This is a genomic window from Marinilactibacillus kalidii (assembly GCF_017599325.1).
Classification (GTDB): domain Bacteria; phylum Bacillota; class Bacilli; order Lactobacillales; family Carnobacteriaceae_A; genus Marinilactibacillus; species Marinilactibacillus kalidii.
The window spans coordinates 64219-88267 of record NZ_JAGFVM010000052.1 but is presented as its reverse complement, the minus strand read 5'-3'; the positions used below and the strand labels follow the sequence as shown (position 1 = coordinate 88267).

19 protein-coding genes are annotated in these 24049 nt (G+C 37.0%); 8 read left to right on the top strand and 11 right to left on the bottom strand.

Features of this window, described 5'->3' with window-relative positions; translation table 11 throughout:
- Window positions 1-198: 198 nt before the first annotated feature.
- The 4 genes from J5J05_RS12360 to J5J05_RS12345 all read right to left on the bottom strand — a co-directional run bounded on the left by J5J05_RS12360 (window position 199) and on the right by J5J05_RS12345 (window position 5807).
- On the bottom strand, window positions 199-2073 hold the full coding sequence (locus J5J05_RS12360; protein WP_208560968.1) for an ABC transporter ATP-binding protein: 1875 nt from the start codon (window positions 2071-2073) through the stop codon (window positions 199-201).
- Window positions 2073-3791, bottom strand: coding sequence for an ABC transporter ATP-binding protein (locus J5J05_RS12355; protein WP_208560967.1), 1719 nt, complete (start codon window positions 3789-3791; stop codon window positions 2073-2075). Before J5J05_RS12355 ends, J5J05_RS12360 begins: the two co-directional genes overlap by 1 nt.
- Window positions 3788-4447 (bottom strand): TetR/AcrR family transcriptional regulator, encoded by a 660-nt coding sequence (locus J5J05_RS12350; protein ID WP_208560966.1) that lies wholly within the window; start codon window positions 4445-4447, stop codon window positions 3788-3790. Before J5J05_RS12350 ends, J5J05_RS12355 begins: the two co-directional genes overlap by 4 nt.
- 169 nt (window positions 4448-4616) lie before the next feature.
- Window positions 4617-5807, bottom strand: a complete 1191-nt coding sequence (locus tag J5J05_RS12345; RefSeq protein WP_208560965.1) for an AI-2E family transporter — start codon at window positions 5805-5807, stop codon at window positions 4617-4619.
- Window positions 5808-6004: 197 nt separating this feature from the next.
- Here J5J05_RS12345 and J5J05_RS12340 point away from each other — a divergent pair, with 197 nt between their 5' ends.
- The 4 genes from J5J05_RS12340 (at window position 6005) to J5J05_RS12325 (ending at window position 9702) form a co-directional block, all read left to right on the top strand.
- The gene (locus J5J05_RS12340; protein ID WP_208560964.1) at window positions 6005-7036 is read left to right on the top strand and encodes a lactonase family protein; all 1032 of its coding nucleotides are present in this window, start codon (window positions 6005-6007) and stop codon (window positions 7034-7036) included.
- Window positions 7037-7194: 158 nt separating this feature from the next.
- Entirely contained in the window at window positions 7195-8058 is an 864-nt protein-coding gene (locus tag J5J05_RS12335; RefSeq protein ID WP_208560963.1) for a VOC family protein, read from the top strand.
- A gap of 14 nt (window positions 8059-8072) precedes the next feature.
- Window positions 8073-9077, top strand: a complete 1005-nt coding sequence (locus J5J05_RS12330; protein ID WP_208561012.1) for a ring-cleaving dioxygenase — start codon at window positions 8073-8075, stop codon at window positions 9075-9077.
- A 1-nt stretch (window position 9078) separates the two neighbouring features.
- On the top strand, window positions 9079-9702 hold the full coding sequence (locus J5J05_RS12325; protein WP_208560962.1) for a flavin reductase family protein: 624 nt from the start codon (window positions 9079-9081) through the stop codon (window positions 9700-9702).
- A 53-nt stretch (window positions 9703-9755) separates the two neighbouring features.
- Here J5J05_RS12325 and J5J05_RS12320 read toward each other — a convergent pair whose 3' ends face one another.
- Window positions 9756-10259, bottom strand: coding sequence for a PTS sugar transporter subunit IIA (locus J5J05_RS12320; protein WP_208560961.1), 504 nt, complete (start codon window positions 10257-10259; stop codon window positions 9756-9758).
- 247 nt (window positions 10260-10506) lie between these two features.
- Here J5J05_RS12320 and J5J05_RS12315 point away from each other — a divergent pair, with 247 nt between their 5' ends.
- Window positions 10507-11328, top strand: a complete 822-nt coding sequence (locus J5J05_RS12315; RefSeq protein WP_208560960.1) for an undecaprenyl-diphosphate phosphatase — start codon at window positions 10507-10509, stop codon at window positions 11326-11328.
- Window positions 11329-11712: 384 nt separating this feature from the next.
- Window positions 11713-12057 (top strand): DUF4828 domain-containing protein, encoded by a 345-nt coding sequence (locus J5J05_RS12310; protein ID WP_208560959.1) that lies wholly within the window; start codon window positions 11713-11715, stop codon window positions 12055-12057.
- Window positions 12058-12114: 57 nt separating this feature from the next.
- On the opposite strand, the gene J5J05_RS12305 is transcribed toward J5J05_RS12310, so the two are convergent.
- The 6 genes from J5J05_RS12305 to glgB all read right to left on the bottom strand — a co-directional run bounded on the left by J5J05_RS12305 (window position 12115) and on the right by glgB (window position 21826).
- On the bottom strand, window positions 12115-13365 hold the full coding sequence (locus J5J05_RS12305) for an NCS2 family permease (protein ID WP_208560958.1): 1251 nt from the start codon (window positions 13363-13365) through the stop codon (window positions 12115-12117).
- 123 nt (window positions 13366-13488) lie between these two features.
- Window positions 13489-15924, bottom strand: a complete 2436-nt coding sequence (locus J5J05_RS12300) for a glycogen/starch/alpha-glucan phosphorylase (RefSeq protein ID WP_208560957.1) — start codon at window positions 15922-15924, stop codon at window positions 13489-13491.
- 106 nt (window positions 15925-16030) lie between these two features.
- Entirely contained in the window at window positions 16031-17470 is a 1440-nt protein-coding gene (glgA, locus tag J5J05_RS12295) for a glycogen synthase GlgA (RefSeq protein WP_208560956.1), read from the bottom strand.
- Window positions 17471-17488: 18 nt separating this feature from the next.
- Window positions 17489-18649 carry a glucose-1-phosphate adenylyltransferase subunit GlgD gene (gene glgD / locus J5J05_RS12290; RefSeq protein ID WP_208560955.1) on the bottom strand — a complete coding sequence of 387 codons (1161 nt, stop codon included), beginning with the start codon at window positions 18647-18649 and terminating at the stop codon, window positions 17489-17491.
- Window positions 18639-19784 carry a glucose-1-phosphate adenylyltransferase gene (locus J5J05_RS12285; RefSeq protein ID WP_208560954.1) on the bottom strand — a complete coding sequence of 382 codons (1146 nt, stop codon included), beginning with the start codon at window positions 19782-19784 and terminating at the stop codon, window positions 18639-18641. Before J5J05_RS12285 ends, glgD begins: the two co-directional genes overlap by 11 nt.
- A gap of 128 nt (window positions 19785-19912) precedes the next feature.
- Window positions 19913-21826 (bottom strand): 1,4-alpha-glucan branching protein GlgB, encoded by a 1914-nt coding sequence (gene glgB, locus J5J05_RS12280; RefSeq protein WP_244244745.1) that lies wholly within the window; start codon window positions 21824-21826, stop codon window positions 19913-19915.
- Window positions 21827-22422: 596 nt separating this feature from the next.
- On the opposite strand from glgB, the gene J5J05_RS12275 reads away from it, so the two are divergent.
- Window positions 22423-23031 carry an NfeD family protein gene (locus J5J05_RS12275; RefSeq protein WP_208560953.1) on the top strand — a complete coding sequence of 203 codons (609 nt, stop codon included), beginning with the start codon at window positions 22423-22425 and terminating at the stop codon, window positions 23029-23031.
- A gap of 17 nt (window positions 23032-23048) precedes the next feature.
- The gene (gene floA / locus J5J05_RS12270) at window positions 23049-24047 is read left to right on the top strand and encodes a flotillin-like protein FloA (RefSeq protein WP_279633346.1); all 999 of its coding nucleotides are present in this window, start codon (window positions 23049-23051) and stop codon (window positions 24045-24047) included.
- Window positions 24048-24049 lie beyond the last annotated feature (2 nt).

Sequence of the window (24049 nt, the reverse complement as noted above, 5' to 3'; positions counted from 1 at the left end):
AAGTGGTCTATATATCAATAGAATTTAAGCATCTCTTTCAAACATTAGCTATTATTAATTTATAGATAATATTTTCAAAATAATAGCCCTTCCCACTTAATATTTAACATACAAAAACTGAATTGGTCTATACAAAAAAACAAGACCTCATCAATGAGATCTTGTTTTTCAATTATTTATTTTTTTAAAGAATATCGTTTATGCGTAGGCCGTATTTTCTTCATATGAAGAAAACTGACTATTATACAAGTCGGCATAAAATCCGTCTTGTTCCATTAGTTCATCATGATTTCCCGTTTCGATTACATCTCCTTGGTTCATCACGATAATCTTGTCTGCATCACGAATCGTTGATAATCTATGCGCAACAACAAAGCTTGTACGATTTTCTAAAAGATTACTCATGGCTTTTTGAATGAGTATTTCTGTTCTCGTATCTACTGAAGAAGTTGCCTCGTCTAAGATGAGTACTTCTGGATCTGCTAAAAATGCACGCGCGATAGTAATCAATTGGCGCTGACCTTGCGAAATATTGGTACCTTCTTCATTTAAGATTGTGTTATAGCCTTCTGGCAAACGTTTCACAAAATCATCAACGTGGGCTGCTTTAGCCGCAGCAAGTATCCGATCGCGATCTTTTCCATATTCCTCACTACCATAAGCAATGTTGTCCCAAATCGTTCCATTAAACGACCATGTATCTTGAAGAACCATTGAGAATTTTTTTCTCAATTCAGACTGATCTATATCTCTTGTGTCTGTACCTTCAAATCGAATACTTCCACCTTTAACATCATAGAAGCGCTCTAATAGATTAATGAGCGTCGATTTCCCTGCTCCAGTAGGTCCAACTACCGCAACCATATCCCCTGGTTCAACTGTTAAGTTGAAATCATTCATGAGTAACGGCGCCTCTGGTTCATCATTATATCCGAATTGCACATGTTCAAATTCAACCTTGAAAGGTGAATGAGGTTTTGGTTCAAATCCAGATGCTTCTTCATGCATTTCTTCTTCATCAAGGACTTCGAAAACACGTTCACATGCTGCAATCGTTACTTGAATAGTATTTGCCAAATTAGCAATTTGACGAACTGGTTGTGAGAACTGATTGACGTATTGAATAAATGCCTGAACATTACCTAACGACATTGTTCCGTTCGCAACACCCATTCCCCCGACAATCGCTACCCCAAAGTAACCGAGATCTCTAGAAAAACTGACTAATGGCATCATAATTCCTGATAAAAATTGTGCTTTTCTTGAAGCATCATTCAATCTAGAGCTTCTTGCATCAAATTTTTCAATTTCGTCTTCTTCACGATTGTAGGTTTTGACCACTGTATGACCAGAAAACGTTTCTTCAACGTGATCATTTACATTTCCCAATTCTCTCTGCTGATTAGCAAATTGTTTTTGAGATTTGGGTGCAACAAAAGCTATTAGCAGTAAACTGATTGGTACCGTGACGATTGTCACTAGCGTCAGACGAATATCAATTAGCGTCATAACGATAAAAACGGTAACGAATTGTACAACACTGATAATGAATTGGGTCAATGACTGTTGAAGCGTATTTGCAATTTGGTCCATATCATTTACAGCACGCGAAAGGATATCTCCCGTAGAATGTGTGTCATAATATTTAATTGGAAGCTTAGACATTTTCTCTTTTAACTCTTTACGCATATCATAAACCGTTTTTTGTGCAATTCTTGCAGTGATAAATTGTTGGAAGAATTGAAAAATGGCTTGAGTGATATAAACGACAGCAACCGTAATGACAATATTTTGAATAACGCCGAAATCAATCGGGAATCGTTCAATGGTTTCGCCTGCGTCTTGAAGGGCTTTACCTTCTTGTAACCCTCTATAAATTTCTGTTGTAGCACGACCGAGAATGTGCGGTGCTTGCGCTGACATAATGGTCGCGGCTATGGCTAGACCCAGTGTAGCGAGTAAGGCCCAAAATCGAGTAGACATATAACGAACTAATCTAAAAACAGTTCCCCAAAAGTTATTGGCTTTTTTTGAGCGCATATGTGCAGCATTGCTAGTTCCACCTTTTGCCATTAAATGTCCTCTCCTTTCAATTGAGATTCCATAATTTCTTTATAAACATCATTTGATGCTTTCAATTCCTCATGCGTTCCTTTTCCGACTACTTTACCTTGATCTAGAACAATAATCTGGTCAGCATCAATCACTGTACTAATCCGTTGAGCAATAATCACCACAGCTGCATTTTCTGTATCAGGTTTCAATGCTTCTCTTAATTTGGCATCTGTTTTGAAATCTAATGCAGAGAATGAATCATCGAACACTAAAATATCAGCATTCGTTACCAGTGCTCTGGCAATACTCAATCGCTGTCTTTGCCCACCTGAGAAGTTGCCACCGCCTTGTTCTACTCTAGAATCTAGCTGGTTCGGCAAGCCTGAGACAAAGTCTTTTCCTTGTGCTACATCAAGCGCGTGCCAGATTTCGTCATCTGTCGCTTCTGGTCGACCATATTTCATGTTATCGCGAATCGTTCCGCTAAAGAGTAAAGCCTTCTGCGGCGCAAAACCGATCAGACGTCTTAGTTCTCCTTGTTTCACGTCTCTAACATCAATTCCATTAACCTTGATCTGACCACTCTCGACTTCATACAATCGTGGAATCAAATTAGCTAATGTTGTCTTACCCGATCCAGTTCCACCGATGATCGCTAATCTTTCTCCTTTATTCAACGTGAAATCGATATTGTCTAGTGCAGTTGCTTCCGCACCTTGATATCTAAATGTCACATTGTCAAACTGAAGAGATACATTTGTATCTGATAGTTCTTTAGCTTGATCTGGATCTTTGATTATATTCGGTGTATTAATCACTTCCATAACTCTTTCTGCCGCAACTTGCCCACGTGGTAAGAAGAAAAGAACCATAGATACCATCATGACACCAATCATGATTTGCATAGCATATGTCATAAAAGCAACCATATTCCCTACTTGCATATCGCCTGTAGAAACAAACTGTGCCCCAAACCAAGTAATTAAAATATTCGTAACACTGACTGCTAATACCATTGAAGGCATCATAAATGCCATGATGGTATTAGCTTTAATCGATGTTTGGGCAAAATCCCAGTTAGCTTCATCAAAACGTTCTCTTTCGTATGCATCTTTATTAAACGCTCGAATAACACGAATCCCTGTAAGACCTTCACGGAAAATGCGATTCAAATTGTCTGTTTTTCTTTGCATTGATTTAAATAAAGGACTAGAAAATCTAAGAATAAATAAAATTAATCCTGCCAATACCGGCATAGTAATAAAAAAGACAAAAGACAGTTTTGGCTCTCTAGAATAGGCCATCGCACCTGCACCAATCATCAAAAGTGGTGCTAGAATCATAGTACGTAAGACCATCATCATTACAAATTGCAATTGCATAATATCATTTGTTGCACGTGTAATGAGCGTAGATGTTCCAAAACGATCTAATTCATCATTCGTAAAGTAAATGACTGTACGATAGATTTTTTTCCTTAATTTATCACCCAATCCTTGCGACTCTTTCGCAGCAAAATAAACATTAAGCAATGCAGAAAGAATCGTCAGCAAGGTAAAACCAAGCATGAAAAAACCGTTTCTCAAAATATAGTCAATATTCCCTTCTGAAACGCCAAAATCAATAATATTTGCTGTTATCGTTGGCATTGCAAGCATACTCACCACTTGCACGGCCATGAACATTACTGTGATAAAAACATTCCAAGGATTCATTAGTTTTGCTACTTTTCTCATCTTTCATCCTCCATTTTCTGACGCGTTGTATCTCTTAAAACGCCTTTAGTCATCCACTCCAGACGCGTTGCGAATAATTGTTGCGTTTGCTCGATGGTTAGCGATTTCCAAAAGCCTTCCATGATTGTATCGTTCAAAATATTCAAGATATATCTTAAAATTGAAATAAATTCCTGATCGCTACATGCTTTTACTTGCTCTCTTTTCACTACATCAATTACGCGCTCATCCAGTGGTCGCTCTGTCTTGTTATTTGCCGGCGTTGCGATGATATTAGCGCCTGATTCTTGATTGATTTGGTAATTCATGTGTAGGTACATATTTTTAAAAAAACCAAATTTTTCTGAATCCATAATATACAAAATATATTTATCACCAAAAATACGATAACCTTCATAGAAATCACCTTCGACCTCTTTAAAGCTTTTCACCATTAAACGGTTATAATTATATTTGAATTTTCCTAATAGATAAAAATATAAATCTTTCTTATCTTCAAAATATTGATAAAAACTACCTCTTGAAATACCAGAATTTTTAACAATATTTGAAATTGACGCTTCATTTAAGGATTTTGCTGTAAATTCTTTCATGGCGCCAGCAATCAATCGTTGCCTTTTTGACTCAGGCAAATTGAAAAAGGTTTGAGTTGGCAAGTTTTCCCCTCCTACTTCTTGGAAATGATCTTTAATGAGGCTAATGTGACATAGTGTCATAATGCATACTTTTAGTATTATATGTGACACCGTGTCATAAATCAAGTGATTCGATTGAATTTTTAAATCCAAAAAAAAGAACCTTTTCAGCAAAGGTTCTTTTTATGATTTATTCTTTTGCATCTGTTATAGGAACCGAGACTTCCGGGAGTGTATCTTCATATAAATCAGACTTTCTTTGATACCAAGTAAACATTCTGGTGACGACAATTTTTAAAATCGCGTAACCGGGTATCCCTAAAATGACGCCCATTACGCCAAACAAGCGTCCGGCAATCAATAATAAAAAGATAATATTGATTGGATGGATCTTCAGTGAATTGCCAAGTATCTGAGGCGAAATGACTCTTCCTTCTAATAGTTGTTCGATTGCAAAAACGATGAGTACTTTTGCTAACATTAAAGGAGAATGCACTACAGCGATGATGATTGCTGGAATTGAAGCAATAAATGAGCCTAAATAGGGAATCAAGTTCATGAAACCTGCAAATATTCCTAAAGTGAGTGCAAAGTCTAGTCCTACAATAGAAAATCCTATCCAGAACATTACCCCTACTGAAGCTGCAACAAGCAATTGACCTCTAACATAATAACTAACTTGTTTATTCACATCCCCAAGAATGTCTTTTACACTCTCACGTGCTTTAGTCGGTACAACTTTTAATAAAAGATCAGGCAATCTTTTTCCGTCTTTCAATAAGTAGAAAACAATGAACGGCGTCGTAACGATTGTAATCCCTACTCTTGTCAGCGTCCCTATCACGCTACCGATACCACCTACAGTAAGATTAAAAAATCTAGAAGCTTGGCCACTGAAGCTACCAATCAAAGAAGTATCACCCATTTGCTCCATAAAATCTGTAAACATTTCAGTTCCGAGCAGTCCATCTAGTTGCATCATTAAACTGTCCCAATAGCTTGGCCAATTTTCAATAAGCGACTCTAACTGACTCTGAATAATTGGAACAATGAAGTTTACTCCAATTATTATTAAGACGATAATAAGTGCAAATACAAAAGCGATAGCAGAGTTCCTAGAAAATTTCTTTTTTTCCAGCCAGTCTACTGCTGGATTTAAGAGATAATAAAAAATCGTAGAAAATACAATTGGTGGACCAATTATACTCAAAATAATTTCAATCGGTTTAAAAAAGTCCGCAATCTGTTTGATCATAAATAAATTAAGGAAGACCAATAGACTGACCAATAAAATAGATACGACTTTATTGTCGATAATTTTTTTCCAAAACCATGATTGCTTAAGGGGCTTTACCTGTTTTTCCGGTTCTCCTTTATTCATCTTTAATCGTTCCTCTCTAATGTCTCACTTCAATTATCATTTTATCATATTCCAGTCATAAAGCGATCTGTTAACTCCTCCGTTAATCAGACTCCTTGATGCCCTACAACGAATCTATAATGAATTCCGTTTCATAATTTATTAAAACTTTGGTATACTGACCCTACGAATCGTAAAATAAAAGGAGGAGTCTTTTCATGACTCAAAAAGTTTTATTAGGAACGTATACTAAACGAGACAGTAAAGGTGTTTATAGCATTGAACTAGACCAAGAAAAAAAACAACTGGGAGAAATCAAACTTGTTGCTGAAGTTGGTAATCCTACTTATATCGATATCTCAAATGATGGGCAATCTTTATATACTGTTATGAAAGGAAATGGACAAGGTGGAATTGTTTCATTCAAAAAGAATGATGATGATACCTTCAAAGAGGCTTCTATTAATGCTTCTGAAGGATCTTCTCCATGTTATGTAGCTTATGATGAAAGTAGACAATTTGTTTACACAGCGAACTATCACGATGGTGAAGTAGCAGTATACAAAACGGATGAAGCAGGTCATCTAGAGCTTACAGATATGATTAAACACACTGGTAAATCTGTCCACGAAAATCAACAATCGGCTCACGCACATTATTTTGACCTTACACCAGATAATAAGTATCTTATTGCCTGCGACTTAGGTACAGATGAAGTGATCACTTATCAAGTAAATGATGAAGGTAAACTTTCTGAAGTAGATGTTATCTCAGTGGCACCAGGGACTGGACCACGTCACATCGTATTCCACCCGAACGGAAAACTTGCTTATGTTTTCGGCGAATTAAGCAGTGATATTTTAGCTTATACGTATGATGAAAAAAGTGGTACATTATCTCATATTCAAACCATATCTTCTATTCCAGATGATCACACAGACTTTAACGGTGGTGCTGCAATCCGTATATCAGATGATGGTCGCTTCGTTTATGCTTCCAATCGTGGACACGATTCGATCGTTGTTTTCGCTGTGCAAGAAGATGGCACGTTAGAACTTGTTGAATATGTTCCGACTGAAGGGGAAATTCCTCGTGATTTCAATATAGACCCTACGAATCAGTTTGTTGTCGTTGGACATCAAGATTCGGATAATTTAACATTGTTTGAAAGAAATGCAAAAACTGGAAAATTAACACTTTTACAAAAAGATGTTTATGCTCCTGAAGTTGTTTGTGTCACATTTGCATAATAAATGCTTTCACGAAAGAGATGCTTGAAAAAGCATCTCTTTTTGTTTCCTTTTTTCTAAAAATACTGTAGAATGAAATTACAACGAATTCGAGATAAATAATTTCAAACTATTCTCCCTTTCGTTATGACTGATTTGATTAGGAAAGTGTGATTTATATGTCGGCTATACAAGGAATTCATCATGTTACTGCCTTTGCTAAGTCTTTAAACGCAAATCACTACTTCTACACACAAGTGTTGGGCTTAAGACTAGTAAAACAAACTGTCCACCAAGATAACTTTCATACCCCTCATCTTTTTTATGGAGATTACTTGGGTTCAAGTGGTACCTTACTAAGCTTTTTTATTTATCCCAAGATGGGAAAGTATTATCAAAATGATCATTACTACAAAATGATTACGTTAGCTATTCCCAGAGGAAGTGTTCTATACTGGAAAAAACAATTAGAAAGCCATCACATAGACTTCGAGCTTTTGAAGAATCCGACTCGTTTATCCTTTAATGATCCCGATGGAATGGGACTATCTTTGATAGAACTGGACGAGCAGTTATCTTCGGAACAAGTCAATCCGCTTTCTTCTGTACCAAGCCAGCATCAAATGATTAGAATCATAAAAGCAAGTATTCACACTAACGATATTGAAAGAGAGCAACAATTTTATCGAACATTCCTTGGTGTATCTGATCTTTATCAACATTCACTACCTTATCCTTTCCATTTAGACTTTCTCTCGACCAATACGCAAGAAGGAACTCGAACCGGTAGAGGATCGATTGACCACCTTGCGTTTAGTGTTAAAGAAGCGAAAGATTTAGATGTTTTCAAAGACCGTGCAGAAAGACTTGGTTATACCGTTGAGAAATTAATCGATAGAACGTACTTTAAGAGTCTATATGTACAAAGCCCGTCAGGACTTAGAGTAGAAATTGCCACGGAAAAGCCTGGAATGACCATAGATGAAGAATTAGAAAAATTAGGAAATAGATTAATCACATTTAATCAATACGAAAATTCTTAGGAGGAATAATAATGATGATACAAGAAATTACTGGTATTCACCACGTTACAGCAATGACAAGTAGTGCAGAAAAAAATTATGATTGGTTTACCAATGTTTTAGGTATGCGCTTAGTTAAAAAGACAGTCAATCAAGACGATATCCAAACATATCATTTATTTTTTGCTGATGATGAAGGAAATCCTGGAACGGACATGACTTTTTTTGATTTTCCAAACAATCCAAAAGGATCTAAAGGAACAAACGACATTTCAAGGTCTTCTTTCCGCGTACCGTCTGACCGCGCGTTAGACTATTGGTTAAAACGCTTTGAGCACTACAATGTAAAACATTCTGAAATAAAAGAGCAATTTGGTGTTAAGACCATTCAATTCGAAGATTTTGACGAACAGCAGTATCAACTCGTATCTGACGAGAACCTTGATGGTGTTGCTCCAGGTAAACCATGGAAAGATGGTCCTGTCCCAGAAGCTTTCGCTATTTACGGATTAGGTCCCGTAATTGTTCGTGTATCAGATTTCGATCGAATGGCAACTGTTCTTGAAGATACGCTAGGATTTAGAAAAGTTTCAACAGAACATCAATATACGCTTTATGAAATGGGTAAAGGTGGAAATGGTGGGCGCTTGATTATCGAAGAGAGCACCATGCTTCCAGCAGCACGCCAAGGATATGGGAATGTCCATCACGTAGCCTTTCGTTTAGATGACCGTTCTGCATTAGATCAATGGACAGAAAAACTAAGCGAATTGGGATATGCAAATTCAGGTTATGTCGATCGTTTCTATTTTGAATCTCTTTATGCGCGTATGTATCCTGGTGTTTTATTTGAATTTGCTACAGATGGTCCTGGTTTTATTGATCACCAAGAAGATTATACTACTTTAGGTGAAAAATTAGCACTTCCACCTGCATATGAGACTCATCGTGAGCAAATCGAGAATATGGTACGTCCAATTGATACTGTAAGAAGTACAAAAACGTTTGAAAAAGAGTACTTCGGATTCGAAGGAGTTTAATATGCATCACTTCAAAGCAGATGAGCTCAATCAAAAACAGCAATATAAATTCATTTCTGGTAGTGTCATCCCCAGGCCGATCGCCTGGGTAACTTCCCTAAACGAAGAAGCGGGTATCGTTAATGCTGCACCTTATAGTTTTTTTAGCGCAGCATCAAATCAGCTCCCTTTACTAACAGTCGCTATTTTACGTTCTGGAAATACGATTAAAGATACAACAAGAAATATTTTAGATCAAAAAGAAGCGGTCGTTCATATTGTAAATGTTGATCTTACTAAAGAGATGAACGAGACCTCTGCGCCTTTAGCGCCCGACGAGAGTGAAATTGATCGCACCAATTTATCGTTGATCGACAGCCGCAGCGTCAAAGTTCCCGGTATCAAAGACGCGCGTATTCGCTTCGAGACTACTTTACATCAACATGTAGAAGTTCCGGATGAAAGTGGAAAGATTGTAACCGATCTTCTTCTATTAAAAGTTACTGATTTTTATTTTGCTGAAGAGGTATTTGATGTCGAGAAAGAGTATATTTTACCAGAAGCATTAAATCCAACAGCTCGATTATCTGGAAATCAGTATGCTACGATGGGTAAACTTTTTTCCTATGAAAGACCAACTGAATAAAAAAAAGCAGCTATTCCTCGATAAGAGAAATGGCTGCTTTTTCGTTTTAGCGCTTATTTAGCAGTAATGGTACCGATTTCTGTTCCTTTTGTTGTTTCGCCAGTTGTTGTTAAATCAAATTTCTCTACTTGTTCCATATTACTGAATACGATGATGACTGTACTTTCTTTACCGGCAGCTGCAACCTCTTCAAGATTAACAGTTGAAATTTTTGTGTCCGGTGTGACTTTGTCACCCTCTTTTACTAACGTATCGAAAGGCGCACCTTCTAATTCAACTGTATCAATACCAATGTGTACAAGCACCTCGACGCCATTATCCAAAAGCAAACCAACAGCATGTTGGGTAGGGAAAACACTCACAACTTTACCAGAACCTGGTGCATAAATATCTCCGTCGCTTGGTTCAATACCAAAACCGTCACCCATCATTTTTTGAGAGAAAACGGGATCTTGCACCTCTTCGATTGCAATCACTTTACCATTAACTGGACTGGACAAGGCTAATGTTGACTCACCTTCGCCACCATTTCCTTTTAAAAAATCAAACATTCCCATTTTTAACCCTACTTTCTTTATTTTAATTTCATGTAAGCAAACGCATTGTGCTTGCTGCTTACTTCCTTATTCATTATTTTACCACAGTTCTCTATCATAGATGAACCAATAAGAATGTGCCCTTTATTCTTATATCGTTGCAAGAGATCTATTTATAAAAATTTCTTAAGTGGTTGGAAATTTGATGAAAATTCGGTATGATAGATAAGTTGAAATAACCTACTTAAAATAGGAATAGGAGCATATTATGTTATTTGAGATTATTAAAGCAATCATCCTCGGCGTTGTTCAGGGGATCACTGAATGGTTACCTGTCAGTAGTACTGGCCATATGATTTTATTCGATGAATTTCTTGTTTTAGATGCAAGTAAGCAATTTAAAGATATGTTCTTTGTTGTTATACAGCTTGCCTCCATTTTAGCTGTCATTATCTTGTTCTTTAATAAGTTGAACCCTTTCGCACCTTCAAAAACTGCTGCTCAACAGCAAGAAACTTGGAATATTTGGTACAAAGTAATTGTTGGTGTTGTACCTGCTGGAATCATCGGCTTCTTATTTGAAGATGTTATCAATCAATACTTTTATAACTGGATCACCGTTTCAATTGTACTTATTATTTACGGTATTGCCTTTATTGTGATTGAGAAGAAAAACAAAGGTAAGCAACCAAGCATTACGACTTGGGAAGATTTGACCTACAAAACTGCTTTGATTATCGGTATGTTCCAAGTTCTTGCTTTGATTCCGGGTACATCTAGATCAGGCGCAACGATTATTGGTGCCATTTTAATTGGTACTGCTCGTCCAATTGCGGCGGAGTACTCGTTCTTCCTTTCCATCCCTATTATGGTTGGCGCAAGCATACTGAAATTGACAAAATTTGGATTTGACTTCACGTCTGCTGAATTAACTGTTTTATTGGTCGGCTGTCTTGTGTCATTCATCGTTTCAATATTTGCCATTCGTTTCTTGCTGAGTTATATCCGCAGAAATGACTTTAGTGCCTTTGGCTGGTATAGAATCGTTGCTGGGTTGGTCGTTATCGGTTATTTCTGGCTGATAGGATAAGGTAATGAATGGTTTTTACTAGATTTCAGTTATAATACGACTGATCTAGGTTATGTATTTTCTGTAAAAGAGCCACTTCGCGCAAAGCGAGTGGCTTTTTTTCTACCATGACTAATTAACTCTTTAAACTGTATCCTAATTTTTTCAAAATCAGTTTCCTTTAATGTTTGGAATATGTTATTTAAATTTTCATAAGTCATTTAATCTATTTAGTAAGAACACTATTCCAATTAAGACAATATATAGGTTTATTGTAATATTTCGACATATTCTCTTATATGATTACCTTGCATTTGTAATCGTATTGATATCCTTTTCAACGGTATTCACGGTATACTATGGATAGTAAAAAACGCCGTACATTTAATAAAGGAGTATCCTAGAATGAAGCAGTTATCTCTACTACAAAGAATCATTAGTTGGATCAAACCTAATCATACTCAGCCAGAAACAATGGAAGAATTGATCCACGAATCAGAATTGGTTGGTAGCTGGTCTGTTGATATGCCAAAATCATTCCAGGATGTCTCGCTGGAAATCTCTGCAAAGGGCACCGGCAAATACCATACCCAACCTCTTAAAACTGTTCTACCACAAGAAACACCCGATCGTCTTGTCTTGAGAGATCATTTCGGTTACCAATTAGTGGTCGAGAAAAAAGATAATGAGCAGTACGTATTATTTGATGAATTAGACAATGCTACTTATCCCATTGAAAAAAATAATTAAAGAAAAGCGTTCATAGAGATAAAAATCTCTATGAACGCTTTTTTTATAAAACTAAAATCATGATATTAAAAATGTCGTCAACAATGTAAGTAAAAACAATAAGCTAATTGTCCATAATACTTTATTCGTTTCTTGCTTTCTTCCAGTCACCCACTTGATTAAAGGATAAGCAATAAATCCATACGCCATACCTTCAACAATACTTCCCGTGAAAGGAATCAGTATGACAATCAGTAACAACGGCACCCAATCTAGGTAAGAAGTTACCTTAATACCTAAGTTGCCAATAATCATTGATCCCCCTGTAACGACAATCACTGGACCGACTGCCTCAGAAGGAATATAAGCTAAAAAGGGTGTAATAATAATTGAAAGTAAAAACAATACACTTGCCGTAATGGCCGTTAAGCCTGTTTTGCCGCCTTCTGCAATACCTGCCCCGCTTTCAGCTACTGGTATCGCTGGACTTGTGCCCAGTAAACCTGATAAAAACCCAGCAATTGCCCCTACCTTATAACCTTGATTCATTCGTTTTTGATCTGGAAGAAAAGCTTCTAACATCCCAATCGTTTCAAAAATCAATAACATGAGCAAGGAAAATACACCTAGCCAAAACTCAATATCTCCTAAACGACTGTAATCTGGAGCTACCAGAAGTGATGGATAGCCCGCTAATGCCGTTAAGTCAAAAGTGATCGGTTGAAAATTCTCAAGATTTAATAACCAATAAAAACTCGTTGTTAGTAAAATCCCGATTAAAAATCCACCTTTTACATTGAACTTTTTCAGGATAAGCACCAAAATCAATCCCACAATCCCAAAAAGATTAAACTGTAATTGGTTTTCAACAATGATCCCCATATTTTCTAATCCAATCAGAATCAGAAACAGACCTATTCCAATCGTGATCGCTTGCTTTAACTCTTTTGGTATCGATTCACTGAATAGCGACATAATACCAAGATAAGCAACAATAATGAATAATAACCCTGCAACGACAACGGCCGCAAGCCCTACTTGCCAAGTCAAACCGAGCCCTGCTACCAGTGTGAATGCAAAAAATGCGTTCTCTCCCATTCCGGGTGCCATTACAATAGGCGCATTTGCCATGACCCCCATTAAAAAGGTTCCGAATGCTGCTATAAAAATCGTGGAAAACACACTGTATTCAGCGGGTATGCCTGCTTGACCGAGAATACTGGGATTAACAAATAGAATATAAGAAATTGAAAAGAAAGACACGATTCCTGCTAGTACTTCTTGTTTAATCGTTGTACCAAATTCTGTTAATTTAAATTGATTGCGCACATTATCTCGTCCTTTACCTATACATAGAATAGAGCACGATATAGTTTATCAAGTAACCGTTCAAATTGAAAGCGAAATCGTTTTATAGACAATAAGTGTACACATTTGGTTTTCATAGATAGATCAAATAGGTTCATTTAATGGGTGAACGCCTTCGTTACCAGTACATTGTGGTTTCACTTTCCAGATTTCATCTGCATATTTTTTAATCGTGTAATCAGCTGAAAAAGGTGCAGAAGCTGCAATATTTAGTAATGATTTTCGGTTCCATTCTCTTTTATCTGCATATAATTGATCGATTTCATCTTGTGCTCTAACATAGTCATCAAAGTCTTCTAAAACAAAATATTCGTCGTTATAATGAACGAGTGCATCGAATACAGCTTCTCCTTCTTTTTGTGCATCTGGGATCGTGCCATCAACTAATGCATTTAGCACGCGATTCACGCGTTTATTCGAATCATAAATTCCTTTTGAGTGATACGACTGTGATAACCCATAAGCCGTGACCTCATCACTCGTCAAACCAAATGTAAAGAGATTCTCTTTACCAGCATACTCCATGATCTCAATATTTGCGCCATCTAAGGTTGCCAAAGTCAATGCACCGTTCGCCATTAATTTCATATTACTGGTACCTGAAGCTTCTTTGCCGGCTAAGGAAATTTGTTCACTCACTTCTGCTGCTGGAATAATCTTTTCAGCGAGCGATACGCCATAATTTTCGAAGAAGACAACTTTTAATCGATCCCCTACGTCAGGATCATTGTTCACTAAATGCGCAATAGCATTAATCAATTTAATAATTTGCTTAGCGTAAAGATAACTTGGTGCCGCTTTAGCACCGAAAATGAAGACTCTCGGTTGCATATCGATCGTTGGATTTTCTTTAATTCTCAAATAGCGATCTAATATGTGTAACGCGTTAAGATGCTGTCTCTTATAAGCGTGCAATCTTTTGATTTGAACATCATAAATTGCTTCAGGACTGACTTTGAGATTTTGAACTTCTTCAATGTAGTTTGCTAACTTCACTTTATTTTCAAGTTTGATTGCTGCCAATTGTTCCAGAGTCTGGTCATCATTATCAAAAGCTTTTAACAGTTTTAATTCTGCTGGATTTTGTTTCCACTCTGTTCCGATTTTTTCATCAATCAATCCTGTTAGTCCAGGATTGGCTAGATGCATCCAACGTCTTTGTGTAATCCCGTTCGTTTTATTATTGAATTTACCTGGATATAAAGTAAAGAAGTCTTTTAAAACATCATTCATCAAGATATCCGTATGCAGCTGAGCTACTCCATTCACACTGTAACTACCAATAATCGCTAAGTGCGCCATATTGACCATGCCATCTTGTAAGATAGCTGTTTTCCAGGTTAAGGCCTCACCATATAAAGGTAGTGTATCTTCTACAAAACGACGATTGATTTCGTCAATGATCATGTATATACGCGGTAGTAGTGATTGCATCATATCGATTGGCCATTTCTCAAGTGCTTCTTTTAACACCGTGTGATTAGTGTAACTACATGTTTTTGAAGTGATTTCCCACGCTTGTTCCCAGCTTAAATGCTCTTCATCAATCAGAATACGCATCAATTCAGGAATGACTAATGCGGGATGTGTATCGTTGATATGCATAGAAATTTTTTCTGGAAAATACTTTCTAGGTAAATTATATTTTCTAAATTGTTTTACGATTGATTGTACGCCAGCGGATACCATGAAGTATTCTTGTTTAAGTCTTAATAACCTTCCCTCATAGTTCGAGTCATCCGGATAGAGTACTTGTGTAATTTCTTTGATTGGCTCTATTTCTTGAAGAGAGCGGTAGTTTTCTTCTTCTTCTACCGGTATCTCTGCAGACCACAGTCTTAAGTTATTGATTTTGTTCGTTTTGTATCCTACCATTGGCGTATCATAAGGAACAGCTAACACGTTTAGCGTATCTTGATATTGTGGAGTCAAATGGCCTTGTTGATCCATCTCTAACCAGACATGCCCACCAAATCGAACGAGATAAGCAGACTGATCATTTCTTGTCTCCCAAACATTCTGGTTACGCAACCAGTACTCGGGCAATTCAACTTGATGCCCATCGACAAATTTCTGGCGAAATAAACCGTACTGATAACGAATACCGTTTCCATTTCCAGGGATACCAAGCGATGCTAAAGAATCCATAAAACAAGAAGCTAATCTTCCCAGACCACCGTTACCGAGTGCTGGGTCGGCTTCAGCTTCAACTAAATAATCAAAATCTAGTCCTAAGGCCTGAACCCCCTTTTCTATGACAGGTAGGATATCCATATTATAAGCATTGCTTTTCAATTGTCTTCCCGGTAAAAATTCCATCGAGAAATAATAAACTTGTTTCACTTTATCTTCTAAGTATTGTTCACGAGTCGCTTTCCAATTTTTAGAAAGCTTATTTTTGATAAGCGTTCCTAAGGCGATATACTGTTGCTCATTTGTTCCTTGATCGTATGTGAAGGCATATAAATTTTGAAACTGCTGCTTGTACTCTTTGGTGAATGCGTCTACTGAATTAAACATAACTTCCTCCAATTCTAAAGTGCGAACAATTTAACTTAAGTAAAAAAATATCCCTTGAATTTTTCTACTCATGACTGATAAAGAAAATTTCAAGGGATAGTTGTTTTTAATAGCTCAAATATTTATACTGGTCTAAATATTTTTCTGCTGATTTTTCCCAGCTATTATCTTTTTTCATACCTCTGACCATCATACCCTTCCAGTGTTCCGGGTGGTCATAATAAACAGATAATGCTCGATCGATCGTCTCCAACAACATCGTTGCTGAAAACCCATAGAAACTGAATCCAGTCCCTTTTCCATTACTGCTATCGTATGCTTCAACAGTGTCTACAAGCCCGCCTACTTCATGAACGATTGGAAGCGTTCCATATCGAAGTGAATTTAGTTGAGACAACCCGCATGGTTCAAACTGCGAAGGCATCAAGAAAGCGTCTGTACCTGCGTAAATCAATTGTGCAATATCACTATCAAATTCGATTTTCGCACTAAACTTATCTGGATATTTAGAAGTGAAATAGCGAAAAGCGTCTTCAAAGTATTCTTTTCCAGTTCCTAAAAGTACCACTTGCACGTGACGGTGCGTTAACAACTCATCCATTGCTTCCGCAATAAGCTGTACGCCTTTTTGTTCATCAAGACGCGTTACAACGCCTAAAAGAGCTACTTCTTTATCTTCTGGTAAACCAAACATTTTTTGTAGCGCAATCTTGTTCTCGTATTTACCAGATAGATCTTCTGAAGAGAATTGAGCAGGTATACTTTCATCCTCTAAAGGATTATACACATCATAATCAATCCCATTCAATATTCCTACTAATTTATGCGAAATCGTTTGTAAATCCTGATCAAGACCATAGCCATTTTCTGGCGTTTTAATTTCTTCTGCATAAGTCGGACTCACTGTTGTCACTAAGTCAGCATAGTATAAACCACCTTTTAGCCAATTCACTTGATCCCCTTCTTTTAGACCATGATCATGAAAAGCGCTATAACCCATATCGAAATAATCTGACAAGATGTGTTGATCATACCTACCTTGATATAGAATATTGTGAATCGTCAATACAGTTTTTACATCCTTCAATGCATTTACCCAGTGATATTTGTCTTTTAGTAAAACAGGAATGACCGCTGTTTGCCAGTCATTCACGTGCAATACATCTGGTACAAAATCGATTTTTTCCATCATTTCAATAACCGCTAAGCTAAAGAAAGCAAAACGTTCACCGTCATCACCGTAATCGTAAAGATTCTCACGATCAAAGTAAAACAGATTATCGATAAAATAATAGGTTACATTGTCTTGTACTAATTCTTTTATGCCACAATACTGATTACGCCAACCTACACGTACATTAAAACTGGTCACATCTTTGAGCTGATCTATATACTTTTCTGCCATCTTTTGTTTGAAAAAAGGCAGAACGACGCGCACATCGTTCCCCCCTCTAGCAAGTTCTTTGGGCAATGCGCCTAGTACGTCGCCTAATCCCCCAGTTTTAAAGAAAGGTGCGCATTCAGATGCTGTAAATAGAATATTCATACTGATGACTTCCTTTCTTTAAACTTCGTCTCCAGAAACGATCTCATTCTTACTGATTACGATTGGATTTTCCGCGGTACCTTCTAATTGAGCACCTTTTTTAACATAAACATGTTTATCTAAGATAACATAATTTAGGTACGCACCTTCTTCAATATAACAATCTTGCATGATAATAGCATTTTCAACTTTTGCTTCTTTTGAAATATTTGCTTTTCTGAAAATCAATGAATTTTTTACTGATCCGTATATTTCACAATCATTTGCAATTTGCGAATTTTGAATAACGGCATTTTCACCGTAAAAAGTAGGTGCAGAATTTTTTGAGCGTGTTAGTACAGGATCGGCTCTATAGAATAATGCATTGAAGTTATCTTCATTAAGCATTTCCATATTAGCTTCAAAGTAACTCTTGATATCTTCAATGGCTTTCAGATAGCCTGTATATTCAAATCCATAAACATCATCATTGTCCTCAAGTGCTAGCCCTGAAAAGCTCTTGACACTCACGCAAAGGTTGCGTTCTCTTGCTTTTTGCAAGTAATCTAGGAAGTTTTTTTTATTGATCACCATGACTTCAATCCCCACAGCAAGTGCTTCTTCGTCCATAGCAACTTCAGTAAGTGGGAGAAGTTTATTGATTCTTCCTGCTTGTTCTTCATCAAATTCGTATGCACTGTAAGCAGTATCTTCTCTAAAGACGTTACGATCAAGCTTTTTATAAGCAATTGTTACGTCACTAGATTTATCATTATGGAAATTAACGATCGATTCAATCTGGATATTGGAAAGCATACTAGAGCCCATCAACAAGATATATTCTGCTTTTGCACGTGTCACATATTTATAGTGATCATCATAATAAGCAGGCGTGTAATCTTCATTGGCGTTAGAAGACTTCAATCTAATCTGAGAATGCGTAAATACGCCTCCTCCTGCGATCGAATCTAACCCCCAAGTCGCTCCCGAACGAATATGATCGTATAAAGAATGACCAGATTCAGAAATAAACAACGCTGCTGAACTTGCTTCAGCATTGTAAAGACTTGAAAATGGGAAATCGATCAAACGATAACGACAAGCGAACGGTAAAGAAGCAATCGGTCTTCTCTTTGTTAAGGGTCTTAATTTGTCTTCATTCTCTACTAAGTTAAATATCGCTGCAATTTCATTCCGCATCTTTGTATCCTCCTACTTCTTCTCCGTAACCAACTACTGATATTTCTCCATTTTCTCCTACGATCGTAGCACCATCATAAATATAGGCATTTTCTCCAATGATTGCTTTTGTGATGGTCACATTTTCTCCGATGACTGCTCCCGGCATAATAACACTGTCTTTAATCACAGAGTTCTTACCAACTTTTACGTTATGAGAAAGGACAGAATGGTTAATTTCTCCAGAAATATAGCAGCCATCTGTAATCATTGAGTCTTTCACTTTCGCTGTATCTGTCAAAAATTGTGCTGTTGTGTTAGGGTTTTGTGAATAAACTTTCCAGTTTTTATCTCGAATATTCAACTCGTGATCCGGATTTAAAAACTCCATATTCGCTGCCCATAAGCTTTCTACTGTTCCTACATCTTTCCAGTAACCTTTAAAAGAATATGCATAAACAGACTCACTATTTCTCAAATAAGCAGGAATAACATGATGACCGAAATCGTCCATCTGTCTGTTTTTAGCTTGATTATCAATCAAGTATTGTCTTAAACGTGACCAGTTAAAGATGTAAATCCCCATTGAAGCTAAGTTGGATTTTGGTTCAGCTGGTTTTTCTTGAAATTCGGTGATACGCTCCGTACGGTCTGTGTTCATAACGCCAAAACGAGAAGCTTCTTCCCATTCTACAGGCATAACCCCAACTGTTAGAGACGCTGCTTTTTCCTTGTGGAAATCAAGCATTTTTTCATAGTCCATTTTGTAAATATGATCTCCTGAAAGAATGACTACATAATCAGGATTTTGTCCATCGATAAAATTAATATTCTGATAGACTGCATGAGAGGTACCCTTAAAGAATTTCTCACCATCTACACTTGAATAAGGCTGTAAAATCGTTGCGCCACCGTTATGACGGTTTAGCCCCCAGCTCGATCCATTACCGACATGTTGGTTTAATACTAATGGTTGATACTGTGTGACTACACCTACGTTATTAATTCCTGAGTTTGCACAGTTTGATAAAGCAAAATCAATAATACGGTAGTTTCCTCCAAATGGTACTGCTGGTTTAGCAATCTGTTTCGTCAATTTTCCTAATCGAGATCCTTGCCCACCAGCTAATATCATTGCTACAGTTTCTGTTTTCATCTATTTTCGGAAGTCCTTAAGGGCTTCCTTCCCTCCTTAATCATTGTGCTATATTTAGCGTTCCTTTTTTATTGTTTCTTTAGACCTATTTAGATCTATCTCCCACCTTGCTGACTAGCGTAATTAGATTAAGTTTTCGGTACACCGTAAACTCTCTTTGGTTTTAAAACGACCACACTTAATGCTGGCAAAATCACTTCTACCGATTGGTCATAACCATGAGCAGCTATTGTATCTGTCTTTAATATGCCTTGTCCTTTGGTCCATGTGCCACCAAATGCTTCATATTCGGTATTCCAGACTTCTTCATATTGACCTTTAAATGGTACGCCTACTCTGACACCTTGTCTCTCGACTGGCACGAAGTTACAGAGCACGACAAGAAAATCTCTCGCTTTTTTACCCTTACGAAGAAAGAAAAGAGTTGTTTCTTCATTATTTGAAGCATCTAGAATTTTTAATCCATCTTCATGATGGTCAATTTCCCATAATGCTTTTTCGTTTTTATAAAATTCATTTAATTGTTTTGTAAATTCAAGTTGGTGTTGATTATAAGGATCTTCAAGATTAGACCATTCCAGCCCTTCATCAAATCTCCATTCTAAAAATTGTCCATACTCTGAGCCCATAAATTGAAGCTTTTTACCTGGATGCATCATTTTATATGTCTCTAGTGTTCGGAGACCAGCAAATTGGTTATAACGATCACCAGGCATTTTATCCATTAATGATTTTTTTCCATGAACCACTTCGTCATGAGAGATTGGAAGTACGAAATTCTCATTGAAGGTATACATAAAAGAGAAAGTAATCAGCGCAAAATAATTTTTCCTCTCAATAGGATCCATCTCAAAAAATCTCAAGGTATCATTCATCCATCCCATATTCCACTTATAATTGAACCCTAGGCCGCCTTCGTGGACTGGATGGGTAACTTTCTTCCAAGCGGTACTTTCCTCCGCCATGACCAGAAGATCGGGGTGCCTTTCAAATAGAATCTTATTCATCTTTTGTATGAAAGCGACTCCTTGTCGATTATGATTGGTGCCATCCTCATTAGGAATCCATTCTCCAATGTCATAATCCAAATAAATCATATTACTGACTGCATCGACTCTCAATCCATCTAAATGGAACTGATCAATCCAGTAAAGGGCATTAGAAATAAGGAAACTATGAATTTCAGCTTTTTTCAAATCAAAGTTTAAAGTTCCCCATCGATTATTGTTCGCACGATTCTCATCTTCATATTCAAATTGAGGTGTGCCATCAAAATAAGCTAATCCATAGGCATTACGATTAAAATGCCCCGGAACCCAGTCCATAATCACGCCGATATTGGCTTTATGTGCTGCTTCAACAAAGTCTTGAAAAGCTTCCATTGTCCCAAACTTAGAAGAAAGTGCATAAAATCCAGTCGTTTGATAGCCCCAACTAGCATCTAGCGGGTGTTCCATCAAAGGTAGAAACTCAATATGCGTATAGCCCATTTGTTTAACATAAGGAATGAGTTCTTCTTGTAACTGACGAATGGTATACCATGATCCATCTTCATTATGTTTCCAAGAGCCCATGTGAACCTCGTAGATATTCAAAGGACGCTCATAGACGGGCTTTCTCTTTCTATTTGCCATCCAACTACCATCCGACCATTTCTTTTTCGGTAGCGCCTTGACGACTGAAGCATCTTTTGGTCTAACCTCAAATGCCTTAGCATAGGGATCGATTTTATAAGCAATCTCATCGTTATTCTGTACGATTTTGTACTTATAATGATCACCTTCTCTGGCCTCGGGTATAACAATCGTCCAAGTACCTGTCTCCAGAACTTTTTCCATCATTGCTTCTTCTTGCCATTGATTGAAATCACCTACTACATAAACTTCTTTTGCATGTGGCGCCCAAACTGTAAATCGGAAACCGTCGTCCATTTTTATAGAACCTAAACTAAGATAACTATCATAATTTTCTCCAGTGTTAAATAAGTAAAGGGATTTTTCCATTTCTAAATCAGTAAACTTGGATGAAAATTCATTATCCATTCAAGAAGACCTCCTTCCACTATATACATATTAAAGATCTATCATTTTATCAAATGAATAAATTCTGATAAAAATGTACAAATCTGATTATTTGTTTCATATCTATTTTTAATTCTCTTATATCGATATTGTATCTTAGTTTGCTGACTTTACCAAATAATTTCACTTACTCTACTCGTTTAGAATCCAATCATAATCATGATGTAAAGTTTATATCATCCAAGTAAAGTTTTATTACAACCGAGCAAAAAGGGGTTTTATTTTAATAAATAAAAAGTAAGCCGTTTCAATAAATACTAATTAAACTTAATAAATATACATCTTTAAATGTTATAAATGTTAAAGATAGCCTACAAAATATGTTTAGCCTATTTAAGGTATCAGAGCCTCATGTTAATCCATACTTAACATCTAAAAAAACTGTCTGTTATTTTATTTGCTTCAATTATCTGATAAACTAATAGTAGCCCTAAAATCATTAAAATTCTTACAGAGTATCCGACTCGAGACCGATGACTTTATAACAATAAAATGCTATCATTACTAGTGTAAGGTGATAAAAGGAGGTTACATAACGAGTAAAGGAGGCTTAAAAAATGGAAGGATTACTACTCGCTATCGGCTTTATCGGAGTTGCCATTGCGATACTGACACCCTTGGCAAAAACAGGGTTCACCGTCACAATGCTCAGCTTCTTGGCTTACTTCAGTGTAATCGGCATCAATACATGGTTACCTCTAGTATTATTCACTGCAGGATTGTTATTAATTATTTTTGAAATATTCGTACCCGAATTCGGTATTGCCGGAATCAGTGGTGCACTATTTCTCGTATTCGGTTTGTATCTCACAATAGGAGATTTCGGTACTACAATCAGAGACTTGAGTCTAGCTATTGTTATCACGTCAGGTGTTGTATTTTATTTAGTAAGAACGGGATACTCTCTTGCTAATGTCAACAAATTAGTGTTGAACACAGATGTAAAAGGTAACCAAAAATCTGCGGTTAAACAGCCTGCAATACAAATCGAACCCGGCCTTGAAGGCGTCTCACAAACACCTTTACGTCCATCCGGAAAAGTCTCATTCGGTACAACAGACAGCATATCAGTAGATGTCTTAAGTTCCGATGGTTACATCTCAAAAGATGTAACAGTTGTCATCGAAAAGGTTCTAGGGACCAAAGTATTAGTTAGAAAAAAATAAGATAGGAGACAACATATATGGAAAATTTCATGAGTGACGGCTTTGTTGGCATCATCATCATTGCGGTTATTGCGCTTGTAATCATCAGTATTTTTCTACGCTTCGTTCCTGTTGGATTATGGGTAACAGCTTATTTCTCAGGTGTAAAAGTAGGGATTGGTACACTCGTTGGTATGAGATTACGTCAAGTAAGTCCTCACGCAATCATCAGACCATTGATCAAAGCAACGAAAGCAGGTATCACTCTCTCTACGAATGAGCTTGAAGCACACTACCTTGCTGGTGGTAATGTTAATGCTGTTATCGATGCGTTAATTGCTTCACATCGTGCAGATATTGATTTGGAATTTGAAAAAGCTGCTGCAATCGATCTAGCTGGTCGTAATGTATTTGAAGCTGTTCAAGTATCGGTTAACCCTAAGGTTATCGTAACGCCAGACATTGCTGCTGTTGCGAAAGACGGTATCGAAATCGTTGCGAAAGCGAAAGTAACGGTTCGTGCAAATATTGAACGCCTAGTCGGTGGTGCAGGTGAAGATACAATCATCGCCCGTGTTGGTGAAGGTGTCGTTACTACTGTTGGTTCTGCCGACAAACACTCTGACGTACTAGAAAATCCTGATATGATTTCTAAAACAGTACTAAGCAAAGGACTAGATTCTGGTACGGCCTTTGAAATTCTATCAATCGATATCGCGGATATTGATGTCGGACGTAATATTGGTGCGAAATTGCAAACAGAGCAAGCTGAAGCCGATAAAAATATCGCACAAGCTAAAGCCGAAGAAAGACGTTCTATGGCGATTGCACTTGAGCAGGAAATGCGTGCTGAAACTCAGAAAATGCGTGCACGAGTTGTTGAATCTGAAGCAGATGTTCCACTTGCTATGGCTGAAGCACTTCGTAATGGTAGAATTGGTGTAATGGATTACTACAAAATGGAAAACATGAACGCTGATACTGATATGAGAAGTTCTATCTCTAACCAAGCCGGACCAACTGACGAAGAAGAGTGATA